Source organism: Nicoliella sp. ESL1120 (genome assembly GCF_058508515.1).
This window is the reverse complement of the sequence record NZ_CP196383.1, coordinates 1138885-1165135: the sequence shown is the minus strand read 5'-3', so window position 1 is coordinate 1165135 and position 26251 is coordinate 1138885. Positions and strand designations below refer to the sequence as shown.

General features: G+C 50.6%; 1 protein-coding gene. It reads left to right on the top strand.

Features of this window, described 5'->3' with window-relative positions:
* Positions 1-196: 196 nt before the first annotated feature.
* Positions 197-26251, top strand: coding sequence for a mucin-binding protein (locus tag ACSYTE_RS04905; protein ID WP_491716347.1), 26055 nt, complete (start codon positions 197-199; stop codon positions 26249-26251).

The window sequence follows — 26251 nt, the reverse complement described above, 5'->3', positions numbered from 1 at the left end:
ATTTATCGATGAGACTATGGTTTTATTCCATGGTCTCTTTTTTTATTGATTATAAATATGATGAATATATATAATATGTATATTTATTGCCCTTGTTTATCTTTAATAATTATAAAGACCTTTACATGTGAGTGCTCATTTTGTATGATATTAAGTGTATAGTGCCGTAAATGGATTGCGAAGAGGGAATGTTAGAATGCTTTATAATAAACTTAGATTTAACAAGGTAAACGATAAGAAAAAGCTTAAAAAGATTAAAAAGCATTGGGTAGTGGTATCGCTATCAATGCTGACTGTAATGGGCGGAGGTAGCGTAATTGCGCATGAAGATGCAACCGCTAATGCCAGTACGTTAACTCAATCGGCAAGTGATAGTAATGCCGATGATGATGAGTCAAGCATTGCTTCATCATCAACCAATGCAGTGCAATCAAGTTCGATCAATGCTACAAATAGTAACAGCGAACAGAGAGATAGTGTACAAAGTGCCAGCTCTAGTAGTTCTGCACTCAGCACCACTGATGCTTCGGTGAGTGCTGATTCAACCACCAGTTCGAGTGTTATCAGTAATACCCAGGGCTCAGCAAGTACGACTAGTGCATTGGATAGTACTAGCAACGATAGTCAATCGAGTGCTAGTGCCGATCAATCCAGTAGTAGTGATAACACTAGTCAATCAGCGGATAGCCAATCTGATGCTGCGCACCAAAGCAATGCCAGTGCGATTGCACAGGTGAAGAGTAGCCTTGCAAAGATTGACTCATATGCTAGTGCCATTAATAGCTTGGCATTAGTCACGATTCAAAATAGTGGAGCCATCAGCGCTAACGATAGTAACGTTAGTGCTGTTTCGTCTGCCTACCAAGTGGCTCAATCTTACAGCGCCAACGGGAGTGCCGAAAGTACTGCTGCGCAGTTACTTTCCACCAAACTCACTGCCGAAGTACTTAATGCTAGTGATCAAAATTCACTGGCTTCTTTAGTCGCTGCTAATTCGGCTTACTATTCCATGATGTCGAACGCCTATCTGGCCGCCAGCAACGCCGTAGTGGTCATGAACAGTGAATATCCAGATCAAGTGGACGCTGCGGGGCTAAGTGATCGAATTGGCGATACCACGACCCAAACGACTGACTATTCTAAAGTGACCCCAAATAACACCACTACCACTGTTAATAAAGATCTTTCTGGGACCCAAACGACTTTGAATAGTCCTCAACAGTTCGGAACTAGCTTCACTCTGAACGGGACTGCCAATGGGACCTCCACGCTAACTGGAAATAATCCAGTCCCATCCCTAGACATTTCATCGAATACCCTGACTCTGACTAATGACAAATCCCAGAGTACCAATGTTGCCTACAATGGTTCACTGGACCTAAGACAGTCCTTTACACTGGACGGTAATGTGACCCTCAGTAGTAACGCTGATGGGATCGGGTTCGTGCTCTACAAGGGTGCTAGAAATCAACAGGGGCTTGCTGGTGGTGGAATTGGGATCAACGGAATTCCGAATGCCGTTGGTTTTAAGCTTGATACGTTCCCAGATACCCCTAGCAACGGAAATACGACGACTCAATTGGATGGGGATTTGGATACCTATCAAAAAGATATTTATCGCAACTATTTGAACGGAATTTTCGGGACCAAGATTAAGTCTGCTGGAGATTCATATCCATCACCCTACGGGGCGTTTGTAAATACTGATTCTAGCGGTTACGGACATATTAACGAAGATACCGTTCAAAGTATTGACGCCAATAGTGGAATCAATGCAACCGATGGGAATGCACATCGGATCGTGATTTCCTACACTCCTTCCAGTACTGCTGGACAGGGGACATTAACTGCGACCATCTATGATAGTAGTGGTGCTAACTCAGTTACATTTTCGCAGGGAATCACCTATGATCAAAACGATCCAGCAACCTACTTTAACTTAACGGCAGCGACTGGTTATTCTGCAGCGACCCAAACAATTAAGTTAAACAGCATGACCTACACCTCGATTCAAAAAGCCAATATTAACTACGTCGATCAGACGACTGGCCAAATTTTACAACGGGATACTTTGGAAGGGGATAGTGGTGGAAGTCTAAACTACAACACCAAGAATCGCCTGAATAGTTATCTTAATAGTGGTTATGTCTTAGATAGTGATGGCTTTACCAATAGCTCCGACAATACTTACTTTGATAATAACGACTTAGTGGATCAAAACTACTACGTGCTCTTGCACGAAGGAACTACTCAGGTAACTAATACTAAAACCGTAAATCGGACCATCCATTATCAATACGCAAATGGATCATCTGCTGCGAATGATGTGAACCAAACGATTACGTTTAACCAGATTCAGACCACTAATAAAGTTACTGGGAAGGTCACTGACGGAAAATGGACTGCTCAGGGTAGCGATTCATTTGCCGCTGTTCCTTCACCAACGATTAGCGGATATACTGCAAATCAAACTAGCGTAGCAACGACTAGTAACGTTAGTGATAGCACTGGCAACATCGTTACGACCGTCGTATACAACGTTGACCAGGGGAGTTTAGCCTCATCGTACGCCAACAACGCCGCGAGCGCTTCTGCCAGTGCCTCATCGTATGCTTCAGGGGCCCAAAGTGATGCAACAACTGCGGGTCAGGATTCCAGTAATGTTCAAAATAACAGTAGTAACGCTAGCAATGCGGTTAATAGCGCTAGTAGCCAAAATTCACAACTAAGCTCGTTAGCCAGTGCTAATTCTGGTAATCCTGCGGTGCAATCATATGCCTCCCAGGCCAGCACTGCCAGTCAATCTGCTCAAAGTGCTAATGCTCAAATTAGTGTTTTAAGTTCAACGGCGAGTGTGGCTGCCAGCAACACCCAATCAGCGGCAAATGCAGCAAATGCTGCCGCTAGTTCGGCAAGTTCCAATAACGCAGCCGCCACTGCACAAACCAGTAGTGCGAATAGCTACATGTCGCAGGGCAACTCAAGTGCCGCTTCAGTTGCCGCCCAAAGCGCTTCTAGCTACGCTTCTTTGGCGAGCCAAAATGCGCAATCGGCAAGTAGCTTTTCCCAAATTGCCAGTGGCCAAAGATCAGCTGCTGATACTGCAGCATCCCAAGCAAACAGTTATATGAGCGTTGTTAGTTCAGCTGCCAACGCAATTAGCCAGGCCAATTCTGGGGCTAACAGCGTCGTTGTTGCTTCCCAAACTGCAAATACCTCAGCCAACGCCAGTTCTGCCAATAGCACGGCTCAATCAGCTTCAACAACTGGGAATAGTGCGGTCAGTGCCGTCAGTGCAAGTAATAACGTTAGTAGCGACGCCAGTGCTACTAATTCAGCCACTGGTGGAACGAATAGTATCTACAATTCTGCAATGAATAATTCCAGAAGCGTCAATAGCATTGCCGCAACCATCACCGGTAATTCGGCTATAGCTAGCGCCCAAAATGTGATTGCATCTAATTTCAACGGGAATGGTTTAAACTCGTTGAATTCCGATGCTAATAACCAAAGTAGCTTGGCCAACAGTGCCAGTATGGCATATGGCAGTGCTGCTAGTGCCATCAATAGTTTGAATTCTGTAATTAGTTCTGCTAGTTCCCAAGCCAGTTCACATGCGAACCAAGCGGTGCAATATAATTCGAACGGGAACTATTCTGGAGCAACGAACGAAAATTCATTTGCATCATCTTACGCCAGCATTGCCGCTAGTGCTGCCCTGCAAGCTAGCTCCCAAGCTTCAATTGCCGCCAGTAATTCGGTCGTGGCCGCCAATGCGAAGTCCAGCGCTAGCTCAGATCAAGCAGCTGCCAGTGCCCCCGCTAGTGCAATTAGCAGTGCTTATTCAGCTGTGCTCAACGCTAGTTCGGCTAATTCATATGCTAATGGAGCGAATAGTGCATCTAGTCAGGCTTCATCATACGATCGCCAAACCGCTTCCGCCAGTGCTGTAGTAAGTAGCTTCTCCAACGGAATTAATGCTGCTAATTCAGTTGCTACTAATACTTCTGGGCAAGTCTCATTCTCAGCCTCACTGGCTTCCCAAATTGCCAGTCAAGCCAGTGAATACTATAGCGCTTATTCTAGTAATTCGCAGATTTCAACGGCTTATTCCGAGATTACTTCTTACCAATCTTCAGTTGTCAATCCAGCCATTGAACAAGCATCTTCAGCTTACTCAGTAGTTACCTCGGCTAGTAGCTATGCCACCCAACAAAGTCGGGCTGCGTCTATTGCCTCCAGTAATGCTGATACTGCCAGTGCCCAGGCTTCAACGGCTTACTCAGCAGCATCGGCGGCCGCCCAAAATGGTGATTACAGTACCGCTTCATCCAACTCAGTGTTGGCATCGTCTGCAGCATCTAACGCCGCTAGTCAATATTCAAACGCAAGTCAGGCTTTGATCAATGTCTCTAACGCTAATCAATCTGCTTCCGCCGCTAATTCGGTGTTAAGTAGTGTTAATGCAATCCTTAGTTTAGCCAATGATTCGATTGGGAGTGCGGTTTCAGATGCCTTCAGCGCGTACAATAGTGAAAATGCCAGTGCGGGGGCTTCAAACGCTGCTAGTCAGGCCAATGCCGCTAAGATCTTGGCGTCATTAGCTTTTGCTAACTCTAGCTTAGCTAGTTACTATAAGAGTCTGGCGAGTTCAGCTGCTGCTGCCACTACTAGTATTGCGAACGAATTGAATAGTCAAGCCAATGGATCGAGTGCGGGGTCACTAACTTCGCTCCTTTCGCTCCAAAGTAGTATTGCGAGTTCAGCTGCAGGTGTTGCCACTTCCGCAATGGATGCTGCAAATGGTTACTATAGTAGTGCAACTAATAATTACAACGATGCGCAAAGCGCGGCTTCCGCAACGGATAGTTATAATGGGGTGAACAGCAGTGCCACTAGTGCGCATAATGATTTTAATTCGTTATCAACCAGCGCTGCTAACGCTAAAAACAGTGATGCATCTTCTATTTACAGTAGCCAAGCTGCCAGTGCCGATGTAGTGGCGAGTTCAGCAGCTAGTCAGGCAAGCAGTGCGGCTATTCAAACTAGTATTGCTACTGTTTCAGCGAGTTCCAATGCTTCTGCTGCCCAATCCGAACAGACCAAAGCTAAAGATGCTGCCGCTGCTGCCATCGCCGCCCTCAATTCCGCCCAGGCTACCGCAAGTATTGCCGCTGCTAACCAGAGCAACGCCAACCAGGTGAGTTCAGCCGCGACCCAAATTGGGACGGTGCGCTCCGTTAATGCTAGTGCGGCTAACTCTTACAGCGTTGTTGCTTCAAATGCTGCAAATTCGACCAAAGATATTAATAGCTCAGCCTCAACCAATGCGAGTGCAGTTGAAACCCTGGCAAGTCAAAACCCTAGTAACTACGCTTTAAGTAGCTACGCCGTCGTGGCAAGTAACGCTGCCTATAACGCTAGTTTTTATAATTCAGACGCTGCGGTTCAATCGGGGATTACATCTAGTGCTTACTCTGTGGCTGCTTCGGCTGCAATTAGCATTGCTAGTGCTAGTTCAGCGATTGCATTAGCCCCTGGTTCTTTAAGTTCCGCTACCAGTTCGGCCGCTAGTGCCTACATCTCTGGTAATCAATCGTTGGGTGATAGCTTTACCGCTGATGCAAATTCAATTGCAAGTAACGCTGCTTCAGCGGCCAGTGTTGCCGCTAGTCAAGCGGTTGTTGTAAATACGCAAACTGAAATTGCTAAAAACGCCGCCAGTCAGGCTAGCAACGACGCTAGTAACGCCGCCAGTGCGAACGCTTTGATCAGTAGTGCTTCTGCTGCCGCTACTTCGCTATCCAGCGATTCAGCAACTGCTAATAACGCAATTAACAGCGCCACTACTGCAGCTAGCAATAGTTACAGTGGTGCAAGTGCTAGCGTGAACGCTCTTAATAGTGATCAATCATCAGTGAGCTCGTACGCCAGTGCCACTAGTTCCGCTGCTTCAGTTACCAGTAGTGCGACCAGCGTGGCCAATAGTAATAGTGCGATCGCCAGTTCGTTAGCCACTGCCAACCCTAAGAACAGCTTCGTTGGTAGTCAAGTTGCCCTAGTCAATTCTGCTAACGTCGTTGCCAACAGCGCTAATGCGGTGGCAAGCAGTCAAAATAGCATCGCCACCCAAGCTAGCCTCAGTGCCTCTAAGGCGGCTTCCATTGCCAGTCGTGACCAGGAAAATGCCCAGGATAAGTTGAATACCCTTGATCAACTGAGTTCCCAAGCTACCAATGCCTACGCTACCGGGAACAATCAGTTGGGGAGTTTGTATCAACAACAAATCACTTCGCTGTCTAATGCGATCGGATCGTCGAACAGCGACATCAATGTTCAGTCACAAACGATTGCGGCTAATAAGACTGCAGCTGCTTCTGCATTTAATGCCGCTAATGCCGCGATGAACAGCGCAACTAGTGCCGCTTCGGTAGCTGCCAATGCCATTAGCGTTGCCAGTTCAGTGGCCAGTGCCGCTGCCAACGCTGCTAATAGCGGTAATAATAACACTAGTTCAGTCAACGCGAACCAATCCGCAATTAACGGGATTAGTGGGGCCGCTATTGCGAACGGTAGTGCAATTAATAGTTACGCCAGTGCTGCAAACAGCGCCAACACTGCGGCGGGGGCTTATAACTCTACGGCAGCCAATGCTGCTGGATCAGCTTCGGCCCTGGCTATAAGCAGCGCTAGTAATTCAGCCATCGTTAGTGCGGCCAGCCAAGCTCAACAGGCGGCAAGTAGTGCTCATTCAAACTCAGTTGATGCTAGTTTACAATCTAGTATTGCTAACTCAGCATCATCAGTTGCCAATGCTTTAAATTCAGCCATCTCAAGTGGCAAGAATTCCATTAATGATATTGCTAACAGCGTTGCGAGTCTCTCAGCAAGTGCTGATTCAGCATTTGATGCTGGGCAAGATAGTGATGGAAACAGCTACATTAATACCGCTAATTCGATGGTTGCCACTGCAAATAGCATTGCTAATTCAGCTAGTGGCACCGCCAGTTCGATTGCATCGTTAACCAGTGTGGCTAGTTCAGCTGCTAGTCAAGGCATCGTGGATGCCCAAAACGCTAGTCAAAACGCTGCGAATGCCTCCGCTGCCAATAGCCTGGCCAACAGTATCGCTACGACTACGATCTCTGGTAATAATGCTGGAGTCCAAACCTCCCAGTCTGCTTCTAGCATTGCATCGACTACCGCAATCGTTGCCCAATCAGCATCGGTCAATAATTCGAATGCCTCATTCAATGCTTATTTAGCATCCAGTGCGGCCAGCAATACGGCTTCATACGCTAGCGACATTAGTAGTAGTGCAAATAGCCTTGCGCCGCTAGCATCTAACAACGCCTCTAATGCGGTCGTTTCTGCTCAAAATAGCGTGGTCCAATCTGCTAATACAGCTGCTGCTAACTTGAGCAGCACCGCTAATGGCTGGGCCAGCGCCGCCAATAGTGCTAGTCAACTAGCTTCCTCTGCAAACTCGAACGTTAGTCAGGCTAACTACAACGCTGCTCAAACCGCTTCGCAGGTGAACGCACTCAATAGTCAGGCCGCTGCTGCATTTAATACTGGGAATACTGACTTAGGGAAGATCTTAGCATCCCAAGCTGCTTCAAACGTGGCTGCGATGAATTCCTATCAATCCGTTGCAAATAGTAACGCCCAGATCACTGCCGATGCATTGAGTACCGCTACGACTGCTGCTACCAGTGCCATTCGGGATGCCTCTTCTGCTAGTGCGCTACAAAGTGTTGCGAAGAGTGCTTATTCAGATGCGCTTGCAAACCTTAATCACGCTCAATCAGCAGCAGCTAATAATTCCACGAACCAATCCGCTGTTAGTTCAGCGAAGGGGTTGGTAGTCAGTGCGGTTAACTATACAACGAGCGTTAGTTCATACGCTAGCGCTGCGTCTTCTCATGCTAACAATGTGAGCAATTATAGTAACACCGCTAGTTCCAACGCTTCTTTCGTAGGGACATTGTTGAGCAGCAACCCTAGTAACGCTGTTTACCAGAGTTACGCCAGTCAACTAAGCAGCGCTAATTCAACGCTATCGTCATACCAAAAAGACGCCAATTCACAATCCAGCATTGCGCAATCGGCTAGTACAGCTGTTGATAGGATGAAGGAGACCATCGGTAGTCTTAATTCTGCTGTTGATGGCTTTAACGCATCATTTAATTCCAACTCCAGTTCAGCTCAATCCGCCTACCAAGCAGGCTTATTAAGTTCAGGGGACTCCTACACGAGTGCCGCCAATAGTAATGCGGCTTCTGCTCAAACAGCGGCTACAAACGCTAGTCAACTAGCATCAAGCATTGCTGCTGCTACCAGCACCGCTAGCAATGCTGCCAGTCAAGCTGCGTTATACGATAGTAGCGCCCAATCTGTCAATGCCTCGGTCACATCCATTGGGGCTGCCGTTAGTGCTGCTAGTGCTAGTGCAGCCATCGGAAGCACTGCAATGAACAGTGCGAATAGCAAGGCAAGTAGTCTGAACAGTCCGAATGCGTCGATCGTGAGCGGCATCAGTGCCCAAGCTCACTCTGCTACCACTAGTTCACTGGCCGCCGCTACTTCACAAGCTAATTCAAGCGTGGCATCAAACGCCAGTGCGGTTGCCTCATTTACTAGTGCCAACTCCTCAAATAGCTTTGTTAATAGCTTGGTGGGTGACATGACGAGTGCCGTGAGTCAAGCAGCGAATGCGAATACGAATGCTCAAAGTCAATCGAGTCTTGCAAGTAGTGCCGACGTAGCAGCGCAAAGTGCCACGATTGCTGCCAACTCCGCTTCAATGGTTGCTAGTGGGGCGGTTTCCAAGGTCAACTCCTACGCTAGCAAGGCCAATAGTGCCTATGCGAACGGTAAGTCTGATACTGGTGATTTCTACAGCAACATGGCCGATACTGCTCTAGACGAGCTATCGAATGCTAATTCAACAATTACTGCCCAATCAACCGCTGCTAGCAACGCCAATAGTTCGGGGGCGAGTGCACAAGCTCAGGCCCAGACCGACTCAACGAATGCTTCACTTGCTAGTTCTGTTGCTGAACAAATCAAGGCCAGCTTAATTGCCGCCAGTCAAGCCAGTGCGAACGCCACCAACGCTGGTAACGATGCCAGTGCAGCTAATACCGCTGCCAACAGTGCTAGCGCCCATGCTGCCAATATCGTTAATAGCGTTACTAACGCTTCCAACAGTGCGAACAACGTTAGCATGAATGCGGACCAAGCTGCTCAAACCGCTAGTGCTGCCAGCAAATCCGCTAGTTATGCTAATTCGGTGGCGAGCGCTAACCCTAACAACAGTAAGGCCCAATCAATCGCTTCTGTTGCCAACAGTGCTGCAACTGTAGCTAGTCAACAGGCTTCCGCAGTTAATGGTGCCACTAGTACCGCCAGTGCTTTGAGTGGTGCAATCACATCTGCCAATACTGCTGCTAATTCTGCACGGGATTCTGCCAGATCCGAGGCTACCATTGCCAGCAATGCCGCCGCTAGTGCCGCTTCTGCATTTAGTCGTGGCGATACTTCTGCTGCATCAGATCAATCAGTGATTGCTAGTCAGGCTAACTCATCTGCTGAATCATACAATGCTACTGCATCTGGTGCTGATAGCGCTGCTAACAGCGCTTCAAGTGCTTTGAACTCACTTGCTAATTCGGTAGCAACCGTCAATAGTTCTGCTGCCAGTGCTAATGCCCAGGTCAGTTCCGCTAATAGCGATGCCAGTTCGCTCAGTAGTGCTAATTCAGGGGCGTCATCACAGGTATCCGCTAATAACAACCTGGCATCCAGTGCATCTGCCACGGTTCAAGCCAGCTTTAATGCTGCTAGCACCAATGCTGATCAAGCTCTTTCTGCATCAAGTACCGCTAGTTCGGCTGCTGGTCAGGTCAATAGCGTTTACGTTAACGCCAATATCGTTTCTTCATCGGTAGTGTCAGCTTATTCCAACAATCCTGCAGTGAGTGCCGCCGTAGCCACTGTCAGTGCAACGTTCAGTAGCATCAGCAGCTTGAATGCTGATGCAGCATCACAAAGGAGCAACGCAAGTGTGGCTGCATCGAATGCGGCACGGCTTGCTGCCAACTTTAATAGTTTGAACCAAGCAACCATTTCCAACGCGAACATGGTGAACTTCTACACCAGCCTAGCCAGCCAGGCATATGCTGACGGCAATCAATCGTACGGGGACCAATTCAACGCCAATGCGGCTGGTTTGGTGAACCAGGTCCAATCTGCTACGACGACAGCTTCAACACTAGCTAGTCAAGTTACCACCGCTACTAACAGTGCCAAGAGTGCTGCGACCCAAGCCCAATCTGATGAAAACAGTGCGAACACGTTGAACGCCCAAATCAATACGACCGTAAATGCACTCAACGCTGCTAGTCAAGCTTCCAGCGCCGCTAGTTCGGCTGCTAATACTGCCCAATCCACTAGTTCAACGAAGTCATCGATGGATTCAATTGCCAGTGGGGCATCCGTTACTAGCAACACCGCCCAATCCAGTGCTGATGCTGCGAAGAGTGCTGCCAGTGTTGCTAATTCGATCGCCTCTTTGCACCCTAATGATAGTACGGCGCAAAGTGCTGCCAGTGCTGCTAATTCGGTCGCATCCGCTGCCCAATCAGCTGCTGATTCAGCCCAAGTGGCTTCCAGTGCCGCTTCCAATGCCGCTTCTCAACTCAACAGCGCTAGTGCCACCGCCAGTGCTGCAATTTCAAATGCTAATGCTCATGCCAGTTCCGCTAGTGCTGCTGCCAACGATGCCGCTAGTGCCGCCCAAGCGGGGGATTCCTCAGCCGCTAGTGATGCGGCTAGCAAGGCTGCTTCATACGCCAGTCAAGCTAGTCAAGATTCAGCCGCCGCTAACTCTGCGGTTAATTCAGCCACTTCTGCGAGCGCGGCTCTTAGTTCTGCCAACGCAAACTTGAGTTCTGCTAACTCGATCGCAGGTAGTGCCAACAGTGCCGCTGGTTCATACAGCAGTGTGACCAACAATGCTGTCAACAGCGCCAGTGTAAACTCAATTGCCGTTGATAGCTATAATCAATCAATGCAATCGGCGCAAAATAGTTTGTCCGCCGCTAGCAATGTCGTTAATTCCGCCACCACCAGTGCGAACAGCCAAGCTACTAATACTAGTGAAGTCGCTAATACCACCAGTCAAACGAACAGCAGTGTCGCTGGTGCCACGGGATCAATCAACAGCGTTACTTCCAACTACCCGAATAACGCTATCATTAGCTCACAAGCTTCAGTGGCTAACTCTGCGGCTAACCAAGCAAGCAGTGCCAATGCAGTTGCCCAACAGCAATCATCATTCGCCAGTTCTGCTGCATCGGTTGCTAATAGTGCTTCCAGTGCGATGGATGCTCTTAACAGCGTTGCTAACAAATCGGCCAGTGTCGGGAAGTCATATGCCGCCGCTGCTAGTGATGCCGCTAACCGCGATGATTCGACCACCACAAGTATCTACAATAACCTGGCCAGCTCTGCGCTCAGCGATGTGAACAGCTATGTCGGTTCTGCTAACAGTCTGTCCAGCGTTGCCACTTCTGCCAACACTGTCGCTAGTGGTGCACAAAATGCGGCCACTTCCGCCCAGGGAGTCGTTAATTCCGCTAGTTCAGCAATCGCAAGTGCTGCGATTGTCGTTAGCAATGCCGCGGTTGCCCAAAGCATTGCCAATGGTGCCTCTACCGCGGCTCAATCAGCTGGCGTTACCGCTAGTTCAGCAGTAAGTAGTAATCAAGCTGCCAGTTCCGTGGTTAGTTCGATCAACAGTGACAGTACGATTGCCAATAGCGCTAGTGCTGCCCAATCGAACGCCAATGCTGCTAACTCTGCTGCCCAATCTGCACAATCAATTGCGAGTGCTAATCCATCCAACAGTGCGGCGCAAAGTGCTGCCAGTGATGCGCAATCAGCTGCTAGTCAAGCCAGTTCTGCTGCTAACCAGGCCAGCTCCGCCAGCGCAGACGCATCATCGGCGAAGGCTAAGGCTAGTTCCGCTGCCGACGTTGTCTCATCTGCTGCGAGTGCTGCTAGTTCGAATGCTGCCGCTGCTAGTTCCGCTGCCAGTGTTGCTTCAAACGCCGCCCAAAGTGGGGATTCAAGTACCGCTAGTTCCGCTGCTAGTCAAGCCAGTGCCTTTAGTTCGAATGCGATTGTTAACTCCAATGCCGCTAATTCCGCTACCAGTGATGTTAATAGTGCCCAATCAACGGTTAGTTCCGCTAACAGCGCAGTTAGTTCTGCGAATAGTGTTGCCTCGAACGCTAATAGCACCGCTAATTCTTACATTAATGTTGCTTCGAGTGCTGCTTCAGCAGCTAACAATAACTCTGGTTCCGTTAACGGTTATAACGGGTCGGTCCAAAGTGCCCAGACCCAGATCGGGAGTGCTAGCAACACCGCCACCGCCGCTGCGAACGGTGCTAATAACGCAAGTGTAGCCACCAGCCAAGTGGCTAGTGCTACCACTCAGGCCAATGGTTCCGCTAATTCAGTGGCGAACCAGGTCAATAGCTTGAATTCTGCTTACCCAAGTAACGCTGCAATCAATACGCAATCATCAGCAGTTAGTTCTGCTTCTGGTGTGCTTTCCAGTGCCAACCAGGTTGCCCAACAACAATCTGGAATTGCCAGTTCCGCAGCTTCAGTCGCCAATAGTGCCGCCAGTGCCACCAGCGTGGTCAACAGTACGGCCACTAAATCAGCTAGTGCTGGGAACTCATTCGCATCTGCCGCCAGTGTTGCTGCCAGCAAGGGTGATTCAGAGATGGCAAGCATTTACAATAGCTTGGCCAGTTCCGCGCTCAGCGACGTGAGTGGGTATGCTAGCGATGCGAATAGCTTAGCTTCCACCGCCACCAATGCTAATTGTGCGGCTAATGTGGCATTTAGCGTTGCTAGTTCCGCTCAATCTGTTGTAAACTCCGCTAGTTCCACCATTTCAACTGCACAATCGCAGGCTAACGATGCTGCCAGTGCCGCTAGCTTCGCTTCCGCTGCTACCAATAGTGCGCAATCCGCTAGTGCTACGGCATCTACTGCCGGTTCTAATGAAAGTACTGCCCAAAGTGCCAACGATGCTGCTAGTGCTACCAACAGTGCAGCCCAATCAATCGCCAGCGCTGCTCAATCTTCTGCTGATGCTGCCAATTCTGCCGCCCAAAGTGCAGCTTCAATCGCATCTGCTAATCCAAATAGTGCGACGCAAAGTGCTGCCAATGCGGCTCAATCTGCAGCAACGCAGGCCAGCAGTGCGGCCAATTCAGCAAATTCTGCTGCTAGTGTAGTATCATCTGCAGCTAATCAGGCCAGCCAAGCCCAATCAAAGGCATCCAATGCCGCTAGTGCCGCCAGCTCCAACGCCCACGTTGCCAGCTCGGCTGCGAGTGTGGCTAGTTCAGCTGCCCAGGATGGTGATTCCAAGACCGCCAGTGCTGCTGCATCGGCTGCTGCTGATGCGAACAGCGCCGCTAGTTCGAACGCAATTGTTGCTAGCTCGGCTGCTCAATCTGCGCAATCGGCCAGTGCAGTCGTTAGCTCCGCTGCTGACGTGCTCAGCTCCGCCAATAGTGCGCTCAGCTCTGCCACTAGTGCCGCTAGTTCATTCAACAGCGCAGCCTCTTCGACAGCGGCTAGTGCTAGCAACAACGCCGATTCGATCAGTGCTTTCAACGGTTCGATGGGCAGCGCCCAAAGCCAGTTCAATTCAGCTTCTAACTCTGCTAGTTCTGCAGCCAATGCAGCACAATCCGCTAGTTCAGTTACCAGCCAGATTGCTGGATCCACGAGCCAGGCTAATTCGGCTGCTACTAGTGCGACTGGCCAAATCAATAGCCTGAGCTCTTCATACTCCAATAATAGTATCGTTAGTGGTCAGGCCAGTGTGGCCAACTCCGCTGCAGGCCAGGTTTCCAGTGCCAACAGCGTTGCTCAACAACAATCAGCAATTGCTAGTTCAGCCGCTTCGGTTGCCCAATCCGCCAATAGTGGGATCAACGCCCTTAGCAGTAGTGCCAACCAAAATGTGGCTTCCGGGAATTCATACGTTTCAGCAGCCAATAGTGCTGCTAACGATGGCGATTCCAAGACCGCTAGCATCTACAACAGTCTCGCTAGCTCTGCTTTGAGTAACGCCAATAGCTACGCTAACTCCGCCAACAGCTTGGCAACGATCGCCAGCTCAGCCAACGCGGTTGCCAGTGGGGCCCAAAGTAGTGCCCAATCTGCTCAATCAGTCGTTAGCTCCGCTAGTGCAACCGTCAATACTGCTCAATCGCATGCCACAGCAGCTGCCAATGCTGCCGATGCTGCTAGTTCTGCTGCCAGTGCTGCTTCAGCTGCTCAATCACAAGCCAGTGCTGCCAATGACAACAGTAAGTCCGCTAGTGCCGCAGCTTCGGCTGCCAACTCGGCGCACAGTACGGCTAGCTCGGCTGCTAATTCAGCCAATGCCAGCGCCAGTGCTGCTAATGCTGCTGCGAGCGAGGCGAACTCGATCGCATCTGCTCAACCTAGCAACAGTGCCGCCCAAAGTGCAGCCAGTGATGCCAATTCGATGGCTTCACAGGCTAATAGTGCCGCTAGTTCTGCAAACAGTGCGAATAATGCTGCTTCATCGGCTGCTGATCAGGCTAACTCGGCATCTAGCATCGCCTCCAGTGCTGCATCCGCTGCGAACTCGAATGCTAACGACGCCAGTTCCGCTGCCAGCGTTGCTTCATCCGCAGCCCAAAATGGCGATTCCAATACCGCTAATTCAGCCGCCAGCCAAGCCAGTGCTGCTAATTCAGCTGCTAGTTCGAACGCTAACGTTGTCAGTTCCGCGAACGCCAACGCCCAAGCTGCAGGTTCAACCGCTAGTTCCGCTGCGAGTGTGGCTAGTTCCGCTAACCAAACGGCATCCAGTGCTAATAGTACGACTAGCTCATACAATAGCGTCGCTTCCAGTGCAGCCTCCGCAGCTACTAACAATGCCCAATCCGTTAATAGCTACATCGGCTCGCTCAATAGTGCCGCCACTCAAATCGGGAGTGCCAGCAACACCGCCACTGCCGGGGCCAACACCGCTAATAACGCCAGTTCCGTTACTAGTTCGATCGCCAGTGCGACTGGTCAACTGACCAGCAGTGCCGCAGGGACAATCAGTGCCATTAATAGCCTAAATTCGGCAGTGCCTAGCAATGCGGTCATCAATGCGCAATCTGCGGCCGCTAGTTCTGCCGCTGATCAACTCAGCAGTGCCAACAGCGTTGCCCAAGCACAATCTTCAACGGCCAGTTCTGCTGCGGTCGTTGCCAATAGTGCTCGCAGTGCCGTTGATGCACTTAGTTCCGCTGCCATAAACTCCGCTGCAATCGGGAAGTCATATGCCGCTCAGGCCAGTCAAGCCTCTGCTGCCGGTAAAACGACTGATGAAAGCTTCTACAATAGTTTGGCAAACTCCGCTGCTAGTGACGTAAGTAGTTATAACAATGCTGCTAGTTCGCAAGCAATCGTGGCCACCAATGCTGGTAATACAGCTAATAGCGCTCAAAACACCGCTAACTCAGCAAGTAGCACCGCCAGTGCTGCTGCTAGTGTCATTGATGCAGCTAATTCTGCTGTAACTGCTGCCGCTTCCGCAGAGCAAACGGCGAGTGGGGCGAATGCGAATGCCAGCTCCGCTTCCGCCACCGCCAATGCTGCTAAATCCAGTAGCGATGCCGCTGCCAGCGCTGCCAACAGTGCCACTAATTCGAATGCAGCCACTAGTTCAACGGCCCAAAGTGCGAATGCCGCCGCCAGTGCTGCACAATCGAGTGCCGAAAATGCGAACGCCGCTGCTTCCGCTCACCCAGATAACAGTGCGGTGCAAAGTGCTGCCAGTGCTGCTAATTCTGCTGCCGCCCAGGCGAACAGCCTCGCTAGTTCGGCGAATGCCGCTTCCGTGGTCGCTTCTTCAGCAGCTGATCAAGCCAACGCCGCTAAGAGCAGTGCTTCAAATGCTGTTTCTGCCGCTAGTGCTAACGCCAGTGCCGCTAATTCTGCTGCTAGTCAGGCGGCCAGTGCGGCTTCCAATGGTGATGCCAGCACTGCTAGTTCGTATGTGAGTCAGGCCAGTTCCTTTAATTCCGCCGCCAGCGATAATTCTAAGGCTGCCAGCTCAGCAGCTAGTGTTGCCCAATCGGCCAGTGCGGTCGTTAGTTCCGCGGTCAGCGTGGTCAGTTCGGCCAATTCCGCTGCCAACAGTGCTAGTTCCGCCGCTGGTTCTTACAGCAGCGCCATTAACAGTGCGGCTTCTGCTGCGAGTGCCAACACCAATTCGGTCAATAGCTACAATAGTGCGATGAGCGATAACCAAGCCAAGCTCACCAGTGCCAGTGCTACCGCCAGTGGGGCTGCGAGTGGCGCTTCCGCTGATCATTCGGATGCCGATGGGATTACCAGTGCCACTGCACAAACGACCAGTGCTGCCAATAGTGAAAACGCTCAGGTTAACAGCTTGAGTTCTGCATATTCAAGTAACGGTGCGGTCAGTGCCCAGATCGCCAACGCTAATTCTGCTGCTAGCCAGGTCAACAGTGCCAACCAAGTTGCCCAAAGTCAATCAACGGTCGCCAGTTCCGCTGCTTCAGTTGCTAGTAGCGCGGCCAGTGCCGTTAGTTCACTCAGCAGTGCTGCTAATAAGACCAGTTCCGATGGGGCTTCCTATGCCGCCGCTGCGAGTGTGGCGACCCAAAGTGGTAACTCGAATGCCGCCAGCATCTACAACAGTTTGGCTAGTTCTGCGCAAAGTGAGATGGCCAATGCCGCTAGTTCGGCAAGCAGCTTAGCTGATCAAGCTACTGCTGCGAGCCACAGTGCAGATGATGCTAAGGCTGCCGTTATTGCGGCTCAATCCAATGCGACTGTCGCTAGTCAGGCCGTTTCACAGGCCCATGCCAGTGCCAACGCCGCAGCGAGTGCCGCTAACTCAGCAGCTAGTGCTGAATCGAATGCGAGTGCCGCCGCTTCCAATGCAGCCTCCGCAAATGCTAATAACGACGCTGCCAATACTGCTGCTAATGGTGCCAGTGCTACTAACAGTGCTGCTCAAGCCAGTGCAGGAGCTGCGAATACGAATGCTAGTGCTGCTCAATCGGCAGCTAGCGAAGCCAACTCGATTGCAAGTGCCCATCCAGATAACAGTGTGGCGCAAAGTGTCGCTAGTGCTGCTAATTCAGCATCATCACAAGCAAGCAGTGCCGCAAGTGTTGCCAATGATGCCGCCAATTCAGCTAGTTCCGCCGCTGCTCATGCTAGTTCCGCCCACGCCAGTGCTTCCAGTGCTAACAGTGTTGCTCAATCCGCAGCGAATGCCGCTAGTTCCGCCGCCATCGTTGCTTCTTCGGCGGCCCAGGCTGGTGATTCAAGTACGGCTAGCTCCGCTGCTAGCGTTGCCAGTGCCAACAGTGTCACCGCAAGTAAGCAGGCTGACGTTGCCAGTGCTGCCAATAACGATGCCCAATCCGCCAGTGCTACCGCAAGCGCCCAGGCAAGTTTGGCCAGCTCTGCCAACAGTGTCGTTGCAAGTGCTAGTCAGACCGCTAGTTCCGCTAGCCAAGTGATTTCCAATGCCGTGGTCAACTCCAGTGTTACCAATAATGACAACGCCGCTATCGACCAGGCCCAATCAAAGATCAATGCAGCAAGTAGTTCCGCTGATCAATCTGTGACTGCGGCCAATAACACCAATAGCGCAGTAAGCAGTAATGCCAGCGCCACTTCACAGGCGAACGGATTCGTTTCCAGCACCGCCAGTCAGGTGAATGCACTCAGCTCTGCGTTCAAGGATAATAGTGCGGTTAGTCAACAGGCCTCACTAGCCAATAGTGCTGCTAGTCAAGCTGCCAGTGCCAACAGCGTGGTTCAACAACAATCACAAACTGCCAGCTCCGCTAATTCAGTTGCCAATAGTGCCAACAGTGCGCTCAACTCGCTCAGCAGTGCCGCTGCTCAAACGGCTACCGACGGGAAGTCATATGCTGCTGCCGCTAGTTCAGCTGTCACTGCAGGCAACTCGAATGTCGCGAGCGTCTTTAACAGTTTGGCCAGTTCGGCAATCAACAGCCTCAGCAGTGCTGCAAGCGCTGCTAGTTCATTAGCTGGAGTGGTTAGTTCCGCAAACAGCGTTACTATTGCTGCCAGTGGGACTGCTAGTGCAGCTCAATCAGTAGTGAACGCCGCCAGTGCAACCGCTACTAGTGCCAGTGCGAATGCTAGTGCTGCTGCCAGTGCTACTAACGACGCTAGTTCCGCTGCATCGAATGCGAATGCTGCTAATGCGAACGCCAGTGCCGCTAGTGCCAATAACCAAGCCACAAGCAATGCGAGTGCCGCAACCAGTACCGTTGCCCAATCCGCTGCTGCCAGTGCTTCCGCTGCCCAATCGGCTGCCAACGATGCGAATGCGATTGCATCAGCTAACCCAACTAACAGTACGATCAGTTCTAACGCTGCCAACGCTACGAGTGCCGCCAGTGTTGCTAGTTCCGCTGCTTCCGTTGCGAATGCTGCTCAACAATCCGCTAGCCAAGCCAGTGTAGTTGCTTCATCCGCCAACAGTGTTGCCCAATCGAATGCGGCAGCCGCTAGTTCGGCTGCCATTGTCGCATCTTCTGCCGCTAATAACGGTGATGCTTCAACGGCTAGTGTTGCCGCTAGTCAAGCTAGTGCCTATAACTCCATCGCCAGTGATGGGGCAAAGGCTGCCAGTTCCGCTGCTGTAACGGCATCATCGGCAAGTAACGTTGCCAGTTCGGCCGCCAGTGTGGTCAGTTCAGCCAACGGAATCGTTACCAGCGCTAACCAAGCGACCCATTCCGCAGCTAGTTCCGCTAGTCAAGCCGCCGTTAACTCCAGTGCCGTTGATAGCTATAACGGTTCAATGAGTAATGCGCAAGGTCAACTAAGTGGGATCAGTAATGCCGCTTCTGTTGCCGCTAGTGTTGCTGGTAATAATGCTACCAATACTGTCAACAACGCTAGTTTAACTAGTGTTACTAACCAATCGGTCGGCAGTGCAACTGGTCAATTGAACAGTTTGAGTTCACAATATCCTAATAATAGTGTGGTAAGTGCTCAAGCAGCACTTGCTAGTTCTGCTGCCAATCAAGCTGCAGCTGCTAATCAAAATGCGCAAAGCGATGTTGCTACCGCCAGTTCTGCTGCTGCCATCGCCGCCAGTGCCAATAGTGCGGTTGGATCAGTTACTAGCGCTACTGCTAAGACCGCTAGTGTTGGTAAATCATATGCGGCAGCTGCTAGTGATGCTGCCAGCAAGAATGATTCGAACGCTGCAAGCATCTATAACAGCTTAGCTAGCTCCGCACTCAGTGATGTGAATGACTCCGTGCAATCGGCTAGTCAACTGGCTGTAGTGGCCAGTGGTGCTAATAGCACTGCAAGTAGCGCCAATGCAGCTGCCAGCGCTGCCCAATCAACCGCATTTTCTGCGAGTGCGGTGGTCTCAGCAGCTCAATCGACTGCCAACTTTGCCATCAGTGCAAATAGTAACCAATCGAATGCTTCTGGTGCCGCCAACACGGCAAATGCTGATAACAGTGCCGCTGCGAGTGCTGCTAATAGTGCGAATGCAGCAAGTACAACCGCCAGTTCTGCGGCTGCCAATGCGCAATCACAAGCGGCTTCAGCCAATTCTGCGGCCAGCTTAGCTAGTTCGGTTGCTAACAACAATTCTGCGACCGCCGTTGTGAAGAGCGCCGCCAGTGCTGCTAGTTCGGCTGCAGCAATTGCTAATAGTGCGAATGCGAACGCCCAAACGGCAAGTAGTGTTGCATCATCAGCCGCTAGTCAGGCGAACTCTGCTAGTGCGATCGCTTCGAGTGCAACCAGCGTCGTTAACTCAAATGCAAGTGCGGCTAGTTTTGCTGCCAGTCAGGCGGCTTCAGCTGCGAATAACGGGAATTCCAGTGCTGCTAGTTCATATGCTAGTCAAGCCAGTGCCTTTAATTCTGTAGCCAGCGCCAATTCAATGGTTGCAAGCAGCGCTAAGGACACAGCTCAGGCTGCTAACTCAGTTGCCAGTCAAGCCGCTAGTGCCGCTACTTCAGCCAACAATACGGCCATCAGTGCCCACAATGATGCTGGATCGTACGCTAATGTCGCTAGTTCTGCAACCAATGCTGCCAGCAACAATGCAGTCGCATTTAGTAGCTATGTTCAAACGACCAATAGTGCTCAATCCGTAATTAATAGCGCAAGTAGTGTTGCCAGCCAGGCAGCTAGCGCAACAACGAGTGCTAATGCCCAGTTCAGTGTAGTTGCTTCATCGACCGCTCAGGCCAATGTTATTGCCCACAGTGTTACTGACCAACTCAACAGTCTGAGTGGGGCATTTGCTAATAACAGTGCCATCAGCACGCAGGCTTCAGTTGCTAATTCTGCAGCGACCCAATTGGCTAGTGCCAATGATGAATTGCAACGGCAGTCATCGGTTGCTAGTTCGGCCAATCAAGTTGCCAATAGTGCTAGCAACGCGGTTCAATACTTGAGTGATACTGCCAGTGCAGCTACAAGTGATGGGCAACAATACGCCTCCGCTGCGATTGAAGCTGGTAACCGTGGTGATAACAACGTCCAAAGCGTTTACACGAGTCTTGCTAGTTCAGCATTGAACAAGGTGACTTCCCTTGCCAGTGCTGCAAGTCAATTAGCAGCGACTGCTTCTGCAGCACGCGCGGCAGAAGGTGCTGCTAATAGTGTCGCTAATTCCGCCCAATCAGTAGCTAGTGTTGCTGCAACGACGATCGCAAACGCCCAATCAACTGCTAATACTGTCGCTCAACAAACCAGTTATGCTAGTGCCGCTAGCAATGCGGCTAATTCAGCTAGTGTTAACGCTAGTGCTGCGATCGCCAATGCACAGACAGCCAGCGAAGCTGCTATTAATGCGAGTGCGAATAATGCATCTGTATCAGCAAACAGTGCTGCAGCCCAAAGCATGGCTACTGCGACCACGAGTGCCGCTAGCGTTGCCAATGCGATTGCATCTGCCAACCCAGCTAACGGGACGGCGCAAAGTGCTGCAAGCGCCGCTAACTCAGCTGCATCAGTCGCTAGTGGGGCTGCAAGTACGTTCAATTCAGCTGCTAGCGTGGCTGCATCTGCAAATGTCCAGACCAGTGTTGCTAACTCGGTGGCCCAAAGTGCTACCATTGCTGCAAACTCAAATGCGGTTGCGGCTAGTTCTGCTGCACACGTTGCTTCGACAGCGGTTCAAAATGGTGATGTTACGACCGCTAGTGTTGCCGCTAGCCAAGCCAGTGCTTATCAAGTCGCTGCCAGCAACAATGCTTCAGTCGTTAGTTCCGCTACCAACGTTGCTAGTGTCGCTAGTTCGCTCGTTAGCTCTGCTGCTAGCGTAGCCAGTGTTGCCAACAGTACCATTGCTAGTGCACATAGTAATGCTAGCTCAAATGCTTCGGTAGTTGCTTCAGCAGTTAGCGTTGCTAATAGTCTTCAAAGCGCAATCAGTGGTTATGACGATTCGATGAACAGCGCTGAAAATATTATTGGGAGCGCAAGCAACTTTGCGAATGCTGCTTCTAACAATGCTGCTAATTCCAGTGCGCAGGTCCAATCAGCGAACCAATCGACTAATCAAGTCGTTGCCTCAGCTAACCAAGCTGGCACTCACGTTGCTAGTTTGAGTGCTGCTCATCCTGATAACGCCGTGTTGAACGCTCAATCAACATTCATTAGTTCTGCAACTGGACAAGTTGCGAGTGCAAACGGGGCTGTTCAATCACAAGTTCAGGTTGCTAGTGTTGCTGCATCTACAGCTAGTGCGATCACTAGTCAAGTGCAATCGCTTAGCAGTGCAGCTAGTTCGAATGCTTCGGCAGGACGGGCATTTGCCGCCCTCGCTAGTTCTGCGGCTGCCCAAAACGATGCACGTAACGCCCAAACCTACACCAGTTTAGCTAATTCTGCATTGACCAACGTTCAATCCGCTGCGCAAAGTGCAACCGACTTAATGGCCAGTGCAAGTGCTGCAAATACCAGTGCTGTAAATGCCTACAGTGCCGCCAGTGTTGCGCGCTCAACTGCTGATTCGATCGCAGCTAATATTTCAGCTGCGGTAGGTAAAGCTGATGCTGCGGCCATGGCAGCTGATTACGTCAGTGCTGCCACTTCCGCTGCTAGGGCTGCTGCAACGACTGCTGATCTTGCATCTGGCGTTGCCCAAAGTGCAGCCCAAATGAGTATGAGTGCTGCCAGTGAAAATAAGCAGGCCGACTCAAGCTTAGTGCAATCCACTGCTAATGCTACTAATGATTTGGCTAGTGCTACGCAATCGATTGCTTCCGTTAATGCTGGGAATAGCGTCGTGAATAGTGCTAATCAAGTGGCTCAATCTGCTGGAGTAGTTGCAAATTCAGCAGTAGTGACCGCCAAATCTGCTGCTACGGTCGTTGCGAGTGAAAATGACGTGGTTAATAATGCTAAGCAAAGTGCAGCCTTTAATGCCAATATTGCTAGTTTAAATGCCAGTTCCGCTAGTTCTGCTGCCAGTGCTGCCATCAATGCAGCTGCCAGAGGGGCGAACGATTCAGCTTCAGCAGCTGCTAGTCAAGCTGCGGTCTTTAATTCAGCCGCTAGTGCTGCATCACAGGCTGCCAATTCGTTCACGGCGGTTGCTTCATCAGCCAATGGCTTGGTTACTTCAGCCGCTAGCGCCTTTAATTCTGCTTCTACGGTAGCCACGACCGCACATCAAGCTGCCCTTAGTGCGTTTGCATCTGCACAGGCTGCAGAACAAGCCGCCCGTAAGGAATCGAGTGCGGTGAGTGCATACGATCGTTCGATCGATAGTGGCCAGGCCCACGTTAGTTCAGTCGCCCGTGTTGTTAACACGACAGCCAGTGCTACTGGGTACGCACAGTCAGCAACTAATCAAATGGCCAGCGCTGCTAGTCAAACTACTAGTTTCGTTAACAATGCTGCGGATGCGATCGCAAGCTTGAACGCTTCCGTTTCTAGCAACAGTGCCATTAGTGCTCAGGCTTCGATTGCCAGCGTTGCTGCTAGTCAAGCTAATTCTGCTGATCAAGTTGTTCAACAACAATCCCAAATTGCCAGTGCAGCTGCCTCAACTGCCAATAGTGCAACCAGCGTGGCCAACGGGCTTAGGGATGCTGCCGTTCAATCGGCCAGTGCCGGAAAGGCCTATGCTTCCGCTGCGTCAGTTGCCGATAGTCGTGGTGATTCGAATGCAGCAGTTACTTTGCATAGCTTAGCGCAGGCTGCTTCAACGGCCGTTGCTTCCGCCCAAGTAAGTGCTGATCAACTATCAGGGGTTGCTGAGACAGCTAATGAAACGGCACGTTCAGCCCAAAGCGTTGTATCCACTGCACAGCAAGTGATCAATTCCGCCAGTGCTACCGTGACTGCTGCGATGAGAATCGCTAGTCAGACTAGCTTTGCTACTAGCTACGCAGGCGCGGTAAACAGCGCACAAAATACCTTTAACAGTGTCGATAGTTCTGTTAATGACCAAACCAGTGCAATTGCTAGTTTAGCTGCTGCGACCGCCCAATCTAGTGGGTTTGTTGATGGGCAACGCTCAATTGCGAACAGCTTAGTTGCAAGTAACGCTAACAATAGTTTGGTCAATTCTCAAGCTCAGATCGTAAGTTCCGTAGCGATCGTTGTCAGCTCAGCTAATTCCGTGGCGCAATCAAACGCTAGTGTTGCTAGTCAAGCCACTAGTACGGCGCAAGGGATTAGTCTGCAGCTTCAATCGTTGAGCAGTAACGCTGCCCAATCCGCTAGTGTTGGTCGTTCCTACGCTGTTCAGGCCAGTTCAGCAGTTGCTACTGGTGATGAGCATGCTGCCAGCATTTATGATAGTTTGGCCAACGCTGCTTTAGGGTTGGTTAATTCTGCGGCTCAGGCTGCTACCCAACTCAGTCCAGCGCTCAGTTCAGCTAACCAAGCCGTTGCCAGTGCCTATGCTGCAAATAGTAATGCCCATAGCATTGCGGATTCAGCCGCTAGTGCAGCCAGTGTGGCCGTCGTGGCTGCTCAATCGGCCGTTAGTGCTGATCAACTCAACCAAGCACGGCAAATTGCACAGTCAGTGGCCAGTCTCACCAGTTTTGCGAATAGCCAGGCTGTGAGTGCTGAGCAAAGTCGCAATACCGTAAGCAGTACCGCTAGTGGGATTAATCAAATTAGTACCGCTGCCAGCGGGGTGCTCAGTGCTATTAATAGCGTAGCAACCGCCAATTCCGCCGTTAGCCAAGTGGTTCAACAAGCTAGTGTGGCCAACAGTGCCGCCAGTCAACTCGCCAGTGCCAACAGTGTTGCTAATCAACAATCATTGCTCGCAAGTCAAGCTGCTTCAAATGCTGATCGGGCTGCTAGTGTTGCTACAACGATCAATAGCAATGCCCAAAGTGTTGCTTCAGTGGGGCAAAGCTACGCTAGTCAGGCTAGTCAATACTATGCCCAGGGCAGTTCTGCAATGGGTAGCGTCTATGCAGGCTTAGCACAGTCCGCTTATAGTACCGTTGCTACTTCTTTGAATGCGGCTAGTCAGATGGCATCGGTCGCTAGCTCGGCTAATTCGGTTGCCACTACGGCACGTGCATTAGCTTCAACTGCCAGCTCGACTGCCAGTTCTGCTAGTGCCACCATCAATGCAGCCCTAGTGACCGCCCAATCAGCAGCTAGTTCTGCAGTGGCGGCTAGTTCAACTGCCGTTCGTACCAGTACGTTTGCGAACTCAGCTTCAGTGTTCACGATGCTTGCTTCATCCGCTTATTCAGGGGTCAACACCCAGGTCAATCAGACTAGCTACTACGCTAGTGTGGCCAGTTCCGCTAATAGCCAAACAACGAGTGGGGCGCGTCAGATCAATAGCATTGCAAGTATGACCAGTAGCGTAAGTAGTATCGCCACCGTCGTTAATGCGCTTAATTCCGATACCGCTAGTGCTAATAGCCAAACCAGTTTGGCATCAAGCTATGCGGCTTCACTCAGTGCTGATAACAGTAGTGCGAACCAAGTGGTTACGACCGCAGTCGCTCAGGCCAACTCGATCAATAGCGCTGCTAGCTCGGCATACGCTCAGGGTGATTCAAGTACTGCAAATAGCCTTGCTAATACGGCTCAGCTAGCGTTGAGCATTGCTGATAGCGGCATCGCAAGAATGAATAGCAATTCTGTTGCTATGAATTCAGTCAATGCGATTGCTTCCAGTGCGGCTAGTCGGGCGGTTAGCGATGCTAGTGCAGTTGCTAGTTTAGTGGCTCAAGCAACGTCTCTCCAATCATCGTTCGTTACCAGTAGTTCTGCTAGTTCTGCTAGTGCTGCGCAATCCAGCAGTTCCAATGCTAGTTCGACTAGTACTTCAAGTAGTAGCACTAGTGATTCGTCCACCGCTACTACTGATTACTATGCAACTGGGATGAAAGATGCTAAGCTGAATAAGCACGTTCGTTCCACATTGGCTGATGACTTAAGTTATAAGGGAGCTTATGATGGTTACATGGCCGGTGCGAAGAAGCAGGCCCAAAGGATTGATAATGACGATGCAACTTATGCTGCTAACTATGCAAAGGCTTACCGAGTAGGGCTTAGAGACTACAAAGCGGGAGTAGCTAAAGCAAAGACGCAAAGCATGCCGGTTAGTTCAGTCAGTGGCAAGGCCCTCGGCTATCAAAACGGGTACGTTGCCGCCTTCAACAATAAGTTCAAGCAACATGCGAAGTACGTTTACAATACTAAGACGCTCTACGTTTATAACGATGCAACGTTCACGAATAATGGTCGGATCGTTAAACGGGCTAAACTTGCCCAAAACAAGGTCTACGAATTTGCCATTAAGAAGATCAAACTTTCAAAGAATGGGTTAGTTCGTTACTACGTTAAGAGCCACCTTTCATCACAAAACGTTAGCGGTTACATTACCGTCAAACCTAGTTTCGTGAAGAACGCTTACTATCAATCAAGTGATGTTGCTAAGCACAGTCGTAAAACGGTTCGGGTCATTAATCCGAAGGGGGCTTGGACGCACAGTGATAAGACGTTCGAGACGAACAACCGTCACTTTAAGACCGGCTCTAAGATCAAGATTCAACGGGTCGTTAAGTACAAGGGATTAACTAGGTTCTACCTAGGCAACCACCGTTATATTACAAGTAATAAGAAATTCGTTAAGTTCATTTAG